The following is a 10,621-nucleotide window of genomic DNA, read 5'->3' as shown; positions in this document are numbered from 1 at the left end:
GTCCGGACCCTGCGGGGCAGGGTCCGGACAACGGGCCATCGATCCGGTCACGCTCCGGCGGTCGCGGCCGATGAGTGGTCAGCTCCCGGACGGACCGTCGTCGGTCTCGCGGTGCCACAGCGGTACGTCGCTCCGGTTCGGCCGTACGTCGCTGAGGCTGTGCGGCCCTGCGGCTGTACGGGCCTGCGGTGTACGGGCCTGGGGTGTACGGCGTTCAGATGGCGGCCTTCTTGAGGCGCCGCCGCTCACGCTCGGAAAGCCCGCCCCAGATACCGAACCGCTCGTCGTTGGCAAGCGCGTACTCGAGGCATTCGGAACGGACCTCACAAGCGAGACAGACCTTCTTGGCCTCGCGGGTGGACCCGCCCTTCTCGGGAAAGAAGGACTCGGGATCGGTCTGGGCGCACAGTGCGCGCTCCTGCCAGCCGAGTTCCTCGTCCGCGTCCTCGACCAGCAGTTGCTGGAACAGCTCGGTCATGTGCGCCCCTCGTCTGTCTCTTGCGTCCCCGTGTTGCGGCCGGTTCTGGTTGCGGCCGAACGACACGAGTGAAATTACAAGTGTGTATCTCCGGGCCAGTCAAGCGAAGATCTGGTATTGGCCCCGGGATTCACTCTGCGGCACCAAGCGTATGCGGAAAGTGTTCAAATCGTCAAAAACCTGACATATGCCATGCGTCTGACACGCCCCGCGCTCTCACCACGTGAGACGACCGGGTACCCGGCATTGTCGCGATTCGATCACTGAAGCGATCAAGATCACAGTCGGGTCACGGGGCCTCAACGGCGTTTAACGGCACGGTTGATGCGCCACATGACCGCTAAGAGGGCTGCACAAACCTTTCTCCCAAACACGTAACCGGATGAGGTGAAACATTGCCGCCAAACCGGGCATCGGGTTGACAGAGGTGCGGGGAGCCGGTCTCCTTGACTGCATGCCAGCGACCGCAGCGATGAACGCAACCCACGTCCGTGGGTTCCGCAGCGCTGTCCAGGCCCGCTGTTGCTGTTCCAGCTGTCACAGCTGTTGATGCCCTAGCGCTCCAGCTCTGATCCAGCTCTTCGATTTCCGCGCGACTCTTTGCTCCCGCGACTCGTCAGCCCCGCGACTCCGCTTCACGCGACGCCCCCGCACGTGCCACCCCACGCCGAGGAACCACCGCACCCATGAACAGCGACAGCGACCTCCAGATCGCCGGCGACATCCTTGAGGTCCAGCACCTCCTGCAGCCCGCCCGCGAGCACCCCTCCACCGTGGCCGAGTTCGCCGGCCTGGCCCGTTCCATCGCGGCCGACCGCGCCCAGTGGGCGTCCCTCGTCCAGTACGACACCACGAGCCGCTGGTACCACCGCCTCCGCACAGGACCCGGCTACGAGGTCTGGCTGCTCAGCTGGGTACCCGGCCAGGGCAGCGGGCGCCACGACCACGGCCTGTCGTCCGGCGTACTGACCGTCCTGGACGGACAGTTGACCGAGCACACGCGCCACGGGGCGCGCGCCCTGGACGCCGGTGCGCAGCGCGTCTTCGCACCCGGTTACGTCCACGAGGTCGTCAACGACTCGCTGGAACCGGCCGTCAGCCTGCACATCTACTTCCCCGGCCTGACCGATATGCCGATGCACGCGGCGCGGTGCGCCCCGGCCGCCGTGGATGTCGTACCTGCCTGACAAACTGCTGTGCATGCGCATTGTGGTTCTGGCCGGCGGTATCGGTGGTGCTCGTTTTCTGCGTGGCCTCAAGCAGGCCGCGCCCGACGCGGACATCACGGTGATCGGCAACACCGGCGACGACATCCATCTGTTCGGGCTGAAGGTCTGCCCCGACCTGGACACCGTGATGTACACCCTCGGCGGTGGCATCAACGAGGAACAGGGCTGGGGGCGTACCGACGAGAGCTTCCACGTCAAGGAGGAACTCGCGGCGTACGGCGTGGGACCGGAGTGGTTCGGTCTCGGCGACCGTGACTTCGCGACCCACATCGTCCGTACGCAGATGCTCGGCGCGGGTTATCCGCTGAGCGCGGTCACCGAGGCGCTCTGTGCGCGCTGGAAGCCCGGGGTCCGGCTGCTGCCGATGACCGACGACCGGGTCGAGACGCATGTGGCGGTCGACGTCGAAGGCGAGAGCAGAGCCATTCACTTCCAGGAGTACTGGGTGAAGCTGCGCGCTTCGGTCGAGGCGCAGGCGATCGTGCCGGTCGGCGCGGAGCAGGCCAAGCCCGCGCCCGGCGTCCTCGAAGCGATCGCGGAGGCCGATGTCATCGTCTTCCCGCCGTCGAACCCGGTGGTCTCGGTGGGGACGATTCTGGCCGTGCCCGGAATCCGGGAGGCGATCGCCGAGGCCGGGGTGCCGGTCGTCGGCCTCTCCCCCATCGTCGGCGACGCGCCGGTGCGCGGTATGGCCGACAAGGTGCTGGCCGCGGTGGGCGTCGAGACGACGGCCGCCGCGGTGGCCCAGCACTACGGCTCCGGGCTGCTCGACGGCTGGCTCGTCGACACGGTGGACGCCGGTGCGGTCGCCGAGGTGGAGACGGCGGGCATCCGGTGCCGTGCCGTGCCGCTGATGATGACGGACGTGGACGCGACGGCCGAGATGGCGCGGCAGGCGCTGGCGCTGGCCGAGGAGGTACGGGCGTGAGCGACGCTCCTGCCGCGGCGCCCTCGTACCGGGTGTGGGCCCTGCCGGGGATTCCGGAGGTACGGGCCGGGGACGACCTCGCGAAGCTGATCGCGGGCACCGAGCCGGGGCTGGTGGACGGGGACGTCCTGCTCGTCACCTCCAAGATCGTCTCCAAGGCGGAGGGCCGCCTCGTGCGGGCCGCCGACCGGGAGGCGGCGATCGACGCCGAGACGGTGCGGGTGGTCGCGCGGCGCGGGACCCTGCGGATCGTGGAGAACCGGCAGGGGCTGATCATGGCCGCGGCCGGGGTCGACGCTTCGAACACTCCTGCCGGGACGGTTCTGCTGCTGCCCGAGGACCCCGACGCCTCGGCCCGGGTGATCCGGGACGGGCTGCGGGACACGCTCGGTGTCTCGGTCGGGGTGATCGTCACGGACACCTTCGGGCGTCCCTGGCGCAACGGTCTGACGGATGTCGCGATCGGGGCGGCCGGGGTCCGGGTGCTGGACGATCTGCGCGGCGGTACCGACGCGTTCGGCAATCCGTTGAGCGCGACGGTCGTCGCCACCGCGGACGAGCTGGCCTCGGCCGGTGACCTGGTGAAGGGCAAGGCGGCCGGGCTGCCGGTCGCGGTGGTGCGGGGGCTGTCGCACGCGGTGGCCGGCGGGGAGGGCGCCGCGGATTCCGCGGGCGCTGTTCGTTCCGCCGGTGCCGCTGAGCGTGCGGGGGACGACCTCGGTGCTCGGGCGCTCGTGCGGGGCGCGGCCGATGACATGTTCCGGCTGGGCACGTCCGAGGCGGTACGGGAAGCGGTGACCCTGCGGCGCACGGTGCGGGAGTTCACGGACGAGCCAGTGGACCCGGCGGCGGTCCGGCGGGCGGTGGCCGCGGCGGTGACGGCTCCGGCGCCGCATCACACGACGCCGTGGCGCTTCGTCCTGCTGGAGTCGGCCGAGTCGCGGACCCGGCTGCTGGACGCGATGCGGGACGCCTGGGTCGCCGATCTCCGGCGCGACGGCAAGAGCGAGGAGTCGATCGAGCGGCGGGTGCGGCGGGGCGATGTGCTGCGCCGGGCGCCGTATCTGGCGGTGCCGTGCCTGGTGATGGACGGCTCGCACACCTACGGGGACGCACGGCGGGACACGGCGGAGCGCGAGATGTTCGTGGTCGCGGCGGGTGCGGGGGTGCAGAACTTCCTCGTGGCGCTGGCGGGCGAGCGGCTCGGCTCGGCGTGGGTGTCCTCGACGATGTTCTGCCGTGACGTGGTGCGCGAGGTGCTGGATCTGCCGGCCTCGTGGGACCCGCTCGGCGCGGTGGCCGTGGGACACGCGGCGGCCGCGCCCGCCGAGCGCGGGGTGCGGCCGGTGGAGGCGTTCGTCGCGGTGAGGTGAGGCGAGGCCGGTGCGTCAGAGGTGGGCGATGTCGCCCGGTGTCATGCGCGGGGCCCTGCGGGACGGGGTGTGGCCCGAGAGCAGGATCAGCCGGGTCGCCCGATGGCGTTGGCCCGCGTACGGGGTGAGCAGGTCCAGCATCTCCTCGTCGTCGGCGTTCCTGTTGCCCGCCAGGGCGTAGCCGACGATGCCCGGGAGGTGGTAGTCGCCGACGGAGACCGCGTCGGGGGCTCCGTTCGAGCGCTGGAGGGTCTCGGCCGAGGTCCAGGGGCCGATGCCGGGGATCAGTTCCAGGCGGGCGGCCGCCTCGGGCAGGGCCATGGCCGCCGCCTCCTCCAGCCGGCGCGCCACCCGGACCGCGCGCAGGACGGTCTCGGAGCGTTTGGCGTCGACTCCCGCGCGGTGCCACTCCCAGGACGGGATCAGGGCCCAGGTCCTGGCTTCCGGCATCACGTACAGCTGGAGCGCGGCGAAGCGGGGGCCGCCGGGTCCGGGGGCCGGGGTGCCGTAGGTGCGGACCAGGAGGCGCCAGGTGCGGTACGCCTCGTCGGTGGTGACCTTCTGTTCCAGGATCGACGGGATCAGGGATTCGAGGACCAGACCCGTACGCAGCAGACGCAGGCCCGGGCGGCGGTGCCGGGACAGGGCGAGCAGGCGGTGGCGCGGGCGGAAGGCGCCGGGGTCGTCCGTCTCCCCCAGCAGCACCGGGAGCTGGTCCAGGAGCCACTGCGCGCCGGGGCCCCAGGCCGCTGCCTCGACGCGGCCGTCGCGGGCGCCGAGGCGGAGGGTGCCGGGGCCGGCGGGGGTCCGGGTGGCCCGCCAGAACGACCCGTCGGGGAGCGCCCGGAACGTGGGGTCCGCCGGGCCACGGCGCAGCGGCCCCAGCACGAGCCGCAGGTCCAGCGGCCCCGGCGGGGTCCAGTCCCGGGTGACGGCCTCCGACACCACCGGGGCGTCCGCGGGCGACGGGGTCGCCCGGTGCGGAAGCGCCGCTCGGTGGGTGCGGGGTGCGAAACGTCCTGCCACGGGGTGAGGTCCTCGAAAGTCGGTGGGTGCCTATCGAGGGTAAGGCCGGCCGGGACGTGCGTCGTGGCCGTACGCCGGCTCGTGGCCGCTCACTCGTCGGAGGAGAAGCGGACCGAGGCGTCCGGGAGGGTCGCGCCGCACCAGACGCGGACTCCCTCACGCAGTTCGTTGTCGGCGCCGACGCGGGCCCCGTCGCCGATGACCGCGCCCGCCAGCACCGTACGGCTGCCGATACGGGCACCCTCGCCGACCAGGGAGTCGGTGATCACCGCGTGGGGTTCCACGACCGCGTCGGCCAGCACCGTGGACCCGTTGATCCTGGCACCTTCGCCGATCACCGCGCGGTCGCCGATGACCGTACCTCCGGTGAGTTTGGCGTCGGAGGCGACGGACGCGGTGGGCAGGACCAGGCGGTCGCCGCAGCGGCCCGGGACCGCCGGGGACGGGGCGCGGCCGAGGACAAGGTCGGCCGAGCCGCGTACGAACGCCTGCGGGGTTCCGAGGTCCAGCCAGTACGTGGAGTCGACCATGCCCTGGAGGTGGGCGCCCGAGGCGAGGAGCCCGGGGAAGGTCTCGCGTTCCACGGAGACGGGGCGGTCGGCCGGGATGGTGTCGATGACCGACCTGCGGAAGATGTACGCCCCCGCGTTGATCTGGTCGGTGACTATCTCCTCCGGCGTCTGCGGTTTCTCCAGGAAGGCGGTGACCCTGCCCGTGCCGTCCGTCGGCACGAGGCCGAAGGCGCGGGGGTCCTCGACCCGGGTGAGGTGCAGGGAGACGTCCGCCCCGGACGTGGCGTGCGAGGTGACGAGCGCACGGATGTCGAGGCCGGTGAGGATGTCGCCGTTGAAGATGAGCACCGGCTCGTCCGGCCCCGAAGTCAGCCGGGAGGCCACGTTGCGGATGGCGCCCCCGGTACCGAGCGGTTCGCGCTCGGTGACGTACTCGATGGAGAGGCCGAGCGAGGAACCGTCGCCGAAGTACGGCTCGAAGACCTCCGCCAGGTACGACGTCGCGAGCACGATGTGCTCCACACCCGCCGCCCTGGCGCGTGCCAGCTGATGGGTGAGGAACGGGACGCCCGCCGCGGGCACCATCGGCTTCGGGGTGTGCACCGTGAGCGGACGCAGCCGGGTGCCCTTGCCGCCGACCAGGAGGATCGCTTCTTTTGCCTCTGTCACAGCACTGTCTCTGCTTCCTGCTGGGGCCGGGCCTCGTTTCGGCTGGCCAGTGTATGCAGACCCGGGGATCGGCCCCGGTCAGCGGCCCTGCAGGCGGGCGGAGCCGGCGCGGGCCGTGCCGAGCTTCTTGTAGAGACGCCCTCCGGGGCATTCGGTTGCGAAACCGTCCCGATGTCCTGAGATGACGTTGAGGCGGACCTTCGTTCCCTTCCTGAACCGGTTGCCCCCGCCCGACACGAGAGTGGTCTTTCCCTTGGGGTTGGCGCCGAACAGGCCGAGCTTCCAGGCGGTGAGCTGGGAGACGGCCTTCACCGAGGCCGCGGACGGCTTGGTGGAGGTGAACGTGCCGAGGACCGCGATGCCCATGCTGTTGGTGTTGAAGCCGAGCGTGTGCGCCCCCAGGACGGCCTTGGCCACCCCTCCCGCACGACCCTCGTAGATGTTTCCGCACTTGTCGATGGCGAAGTTGTAGCCGAAGTCGCGCCAGCCGCTGCTCTTGACGTGGTAGCGGTAGATGCTGCGGAGGACGGAGGGTGCCTGCGAGCAGCGGTAGTTGTTGCCGGTGGCGGAGTGGTGCACGAAGGCGGCCTTGACCCGGCTGGTGTAGGCGAACTGGCGCTCGCGGAGCCCCTCGTCCGCGCCCCAGCCCTTGCGCGTGACGATGCGCGGGCGGGGCCCCACGTAGGGCCTGGCACCTGCCGCGACGCCTGCCTGCTCCTGCGACTCGGCCTTGCTCAGGGCGGGGATCACGGTGGCGCCCAGGGGGGCGAGGTCGGCGTTGACGGCCGCGGCGGCGGCGGACTCCGCGGTGAGCGGTGCGCCTGCTGCGGGCTCGGTGACGCGGGTGCCGCCCGGGGCGCCTCCTGCGGGCGGCTGCGGCGCGTCCTTGCCCGGGTCGACGAGTTCCAGGCGCAGCCCATCGGGGAGCGTCTGCGGGGCGGCCGGCCGGTGGTGCGGATCGGGGGCTCCGGGCAGTACGCGGACCTCGACGCCGTCGGAGGCGCCGACCCAGAGCGGGGCCGTCGAACCTCGTACCGCGCCGGCTTCGCGCTCGGCGGTGCCGGGGTCGGCACCGTGTTCGGCGTTGCGCGTCTCCACGTCCTGCCAGTCGGACCAGCGGGTGGAGCCGGTGGCACGGGCACGGATCTGGACCGTGCCGTGGAGTTCGGCGTCCGCGTCGTCCCAGACCACACCGACGAGCGAGAACGGACGGACGTCCCTCTGCCGCAGCCCTTGTGCGGCCGAGGCGGTCGGACCGGTCGGACCGGTCGGTGTGCCGGTGGCCCGGGTGGCCGTGGGAGTGAGCGGCGACAGGGGCAGGGACTGGGTCGAGCCCGGCAGTTCGGCGGACTCGCCGGCTTCGGCGGACTCGGCGGACTCGATGGCTGAGGCGGACTCGGCGGACTCGGCCGACTCGATGGCTGAGGCGGACTCGGTCGCTTCTGCCGATTCGGCCGCTCGGGAGCCCTCGGCGCGGTCGGCGGCGGGGTCGGGGTCCGGTGCGGCCTGGGTCGCGGACGTACGGATGACGGGGGCGGCGGCTGAAGGCACGGCGAGCGGAAGGGTGAGAGCCGCCGCGCAGGTGACGCCGATGGAGGTTGCAAGAAGAGCACGCATACACATGATCCTTGGCAGACAGGGACAACTCCGGCCACCGGGATGTGCGCGGGCTCCTGACACCTCGTCTGCCGAACCGGTGTACGCGGGCGTCCCGCTCCCCCTCCGCGGCCACCTCGGCCGCGTACCCTTGCGCGGATGAACTCCAGCGACCGCACCCCCGCCGACCTGCTGCGATCCGCGCTCGCCGCAGACCCGGCCCGCCCCCTGATCACTTTCTACGACGACGCCACCGGAGAGCGCGTCGAACTGTCGGTGGCCACCTTCGCCAATTGGGTGGCGAAGACCGCCAATCTGCTCCAGGGCGACCTGGCCGCGGAACCGGGCGACCGGGTCGCCCTGTTGCTCCCCGCGCACTGGCAGTCCGCCGTCTGGTTGCTCGCCTGTTCGTCCGTCGGCGTCGTGGCCGACGTCCAGGGCGACCCCGCGTCGGCCGACCGCGTCGTCACCGGTCCGGACACCCTCGACCGTGCGCGTGCCTGCCGCGGCGAGCGGGTCGCGCTGGCCCTGCGCCCGATGGGCGGCCGTTTCCCGCAGGCGCCCGAGGGGTTCGCGGACTACGCGGTGGAAGTACCGAGCCAGGGCGACCGCTTCGCCCCGTACGCGCCCGTGGACCCGGACGCGCTCGCCCTGGTCGTGGGCGACATGGAGCTGACGGGAGCACAACTGGTCGGCCGGGCCCGCGAGGACGCGGCGGGTCTGGGGCTGGCTGCCGGATCGCGGTTGCTGTCGGGACGTACGTACGACACCTGGGACGGGCTCGTCGCCGGGCTCTTCGCGCCGCTGGCCGCGGAGGCGTCCGTGGTGCTGTGCCGTCACCTCGGCCAGCTGGACGAGGAGGGCCTCGCCAAGCGCGTCGAGAGCGAGCGAGTCACCAACACCGCAGTATGACAAGCGCCCTGAGAGTCACCTGTACGGCCCATGGCGGGCCGAGCCCCCGGGGCTGAACGTCAACTGCGGTACATGATCGGCGGTACAGACCAGTCTCCCGAGATGCACAACCAAGCGTGAGGTTCAGCCGTCTACTCCTGCGACCGGCGGCCCATCGCGCCGCCGACCATGAAGGATGGACGCAGACGTGACGGACAGTGCTGGCACGCCGGCCGACCCGGATCAGCCGGGCCACCAGGCCGAGGACGAGCCGCAGGCGGGGGCGCACGACGGGTCCGGGGCCACCACCCCGCAGGACGGACCGCGTGCGCCCGGGTCCGGGAGCGGTTCCGAGCCGGAACCGGAGACAGAACCGAAGGCGGGAGCGGAAGCGGAAGCGGGAGCGGAAGCGGGAGCGGAAGCGGGAGCGGGGAGCGGTTCCGAGCCTGAGGCCGGTGGAGAGTCCAAGACGGAGGCCGGTGGAAAGTCCGAGCCGGCGGCCGGTGGCGAAGCCAGGCCCGGGGACGGTGGCGAAGCCGCTCCCGCAGCGCATCCGGAGACCGGGCCCACCACGGCGAGCGGCGGCGTGCAGACCTGGTCGCAGCGGCCCAAGGACGGGCTCACCCCGGCCTACAAGCGCCACTGGCTGAGGTGGACGGCCCTCGCCGCCTCGTTCGTCGTCCTGGTCGCCGCAGGCGCCGGCTGGTGGCTGTACAAGAAGCTCGACGGGAACATCAAGACCGATACGAGCGCCGCCGCCGAACTCAAGGCGTACGAGAAGGAGCGGCCCACACCGATCGCGGTGGACGCCCAGAACATCCTGCTCATCGGCTCCGACAGCCGGTCCGGCGACAACCGCAAGTACGGCCGCGACGACGGCGGCAGCCAGCGTTCGGACACCACGATCCTGCTGCACCTCGCCGCGGACCGGCGGAGCGCCACCGCCGTGTCCATCCCGCGCGACCTGATGGTGGACATCCCCACGTGCCACACGGCCGAAAAGAAGACCACCGGTGAGCGACTCGCCCAGTTCAACTGGGCCTTCGAGGTCGGCGGCACGGCCTGCACGATCCGCACCGTGGAGCGGATGACCGGCATCCGGGTCGACCACCACATGGTCGTCGACTTCAACGGCTTCAAGGACATGGTCGACGCCGTGGACGGTGTCGAGGTCTGCCTCAAGGAGCCCGTCAAGGACGCGGACGCCCACCTGGAACTCCCGGCGGGGCGGCAGAAACTCGACGGCGAGGCGGCCCTCGGATACGTACGCGCCCGTAAATCCATCGGGAACGGCAGCGATACCGAACGAATGGACCGCCAGCAGAAGTTCCTGGGGGCTCTGGTCAACAAGATGCAGAGCAATGGTGTCCTGCTCAACCCCACGCGCCTCTATCCTGTCCTCGACGCGGCGACGAAGTCGCTGACCACCGACCCGGGTCTCGACTCGCTCCGGGATCTGTACGACCTGGTGCGCGGAATGCGGAACGTACCGACCGACAAGGTGCAGTTCCTGACCGTGCCCCGGCAGCCGTACCGGGCGAACCCCAACCGGGACGAGCTCGTCGAGCCGGACGCGGGTCGCCTGTTCAAGCAGCTGCGCGAGGACGCACCCGTCGCGGTGCTGCCGGCCGACGAAATCAAATCGTCCGAAGCGCCGGATCCCGACGCCTCCGAGAACGACCTATCCGACGGAAAGCCGGACGATTCGGGCTCCGCGAATCCGAGCCCCGCGCCGACCTTTTCGGGCTCGAATGCTGCGGCTGACCTGTGTAAGCAGTAAAGCAATTCTCAAGCCACCGATGACAATCGGCGAGGAATGGGAAGTATGCCCGGTTGTAAGGGGCGTGCAATGTGTCACGACCGTCGCTCGACGGCTAAGTGGCCGGATAGTGTGACGCGATCCGGTGCTCCCGACCGTC

At 71.2% G+C, this 10,621-nt stretch carries 9 protein-coding genes; 5 read left to right on the top strand and 4 right to left on the bottom strand.

The window, feature by feature from the left end; all coding sequences use genetic code 11:
* Positions 1-214 precede the first annotated feature (214 nt).
* Positions 215-478: a WhiB family transcriptional regulator gene (locus ACFWSK_RS12790; protein WP_014046372.1), complete on the bottom strand. Its 264-nt coding sequence runs from the start codon at positions 476-478 to the stop codon at positions 215-217.
* Between the two features lie 686 nt (positions 479-1,164).
* On the opposite strand from ACFWSK_RS12790, the gene ACFWSK_RS12785 reads away from it, so the two are divergent.
* From ACFWSK_RS12785 to ACFWSK_RS12775, 3 genes are read left to right on the top strand one after another with little or no spacing between them, the layout of a single operon-like run.
* Complete coding sequence (locus tag ACFWSK_RS12785) at positions 1,165-1,665, top strand: cysteine dioxygenase (RefSeq protein ID WP_383784022.1); 501 nt, start codon at positions 1,165-1,167, stop codon at positions 1,663-1,665.
* Between the two features lie 13 nt (positions 1,666-1,678).
* On the top strand, positions 1,679-2,635 hold the full coding sequence (cofD, locus tag ACFWSK_RS12780; protein ID WP_383784019.1) for a 2-phospho-L-lactate transferase: 957 nt from the start codon (positions 1,679-1,681) through the stop codon (positions 2,633-2,635).
* Complete coding sequence (locus ACFWSK_RS12775; RefSeq protein ID WP_383784016.1) at positions 2,632-4,008, top strand: coenzyme F420-0:L-glutamate ligase; 1,377 nt, start codon at positions 2,632-2,634, stop codon at positions 4,006-4,008. Before cofD ends, ACFWSK_RS12775 begins: the two co-directional genes overlap by 4 nt.
* Positions 4,009-4,023: 15 nt before the next feature.
* Here ACFWSK_RS12775 and ACFWSK_RS12770 read toward each other — a convergent pair whose 3' ends face one another.
* The 3 genes from ACFWSK_RS12770 to ACFWSK_RS12760 all read right to left on the bottom strand — a co-directional run bounded on the left by ACFWSK_RS12770 (position 4,024) and on the right by ACFWSK_RS12760 (position 7,832).
* A complete protein-coding gene (locus tag ACFWSK_RS12770; RefSeq protein WP_383784013.1) occupies positions 4,024-5,034 on the bottom strand; it encodes a DNA-3-methyladenine glycosylase family protein in 1,011 nt (336 codons plus the stop codon).
* Between the two features lie 89 nt (positions 5,035-5,123).
* Positions 5,124-6,215, bottom strand: a complete 1,092-nt coding sequence (locus ACFWSK_RS12765) for a sugar phosphate nucleotidyltransferase (protein ID WP_383784010.1) — start codon at positions 6,213-6,215, stop codon at positions 5,124-5,126.
* Positions 6,216-6,293: 78 nt separating this feature from the next.
* Positions 6,294-7,832, bottom strand: coding sequence for a peptidoglycan recognition protein (locus ACFWSK_RS12760; RefSeq protein WP_383784008.1), 1,539 nt, complete (start codon positions 7,830-7,832; stop codon positions 6,294-6,296).
* A 138-nt stretch (positions 7,833-7,970) separates the two neighbouring features.
* Here ACFWSK_RS12760 and ACFWSK_RS12755 point away from each other — a divergent pair, with 138 nt between their 5' ends.
* Both ACFWSK_RS12755 and ACFWSK_RS12750 read left to right on the top strand, forming a co-directional pair.
* Positions 7,971-8,723, top strand: a complete 753-nt coding sequence (locus tag ACFWSK_RS12755; RefSeq protein ID WP_383784005.1) for a TIGR03089 family protein — start codon at positions 7,971-7,973, stop codon at positions 8,721-8,723.
* Between the two features lie 175 nt (positions 8,724-8,898).
* Positions 8,899-10,482, top strand: coding sequence for an LCP family protein (locus ACFWSK_RS12750; protein WP_383784003.1), 1,584 nt, complete (start codon positions 8,899-8,901; stop codon positions 10,480-10,482).
* Positions 10,483-10,621: the final 139 nt, after the last annotated feature.

The organism is Streptomyces sp. NPDC058620 (assembly GCF_042717135.1).
Classification (GTDB): Bacteria; Actinomycetota; Actinomycetes; order Streptomycetales; family Streptomycetaceae; genus Streptomyces.
The sequence above is the reverse complement of the archived record's forward strand: the minus strand, read 5'-3'. Positions and strand labels throughout refer to the sequence as shown.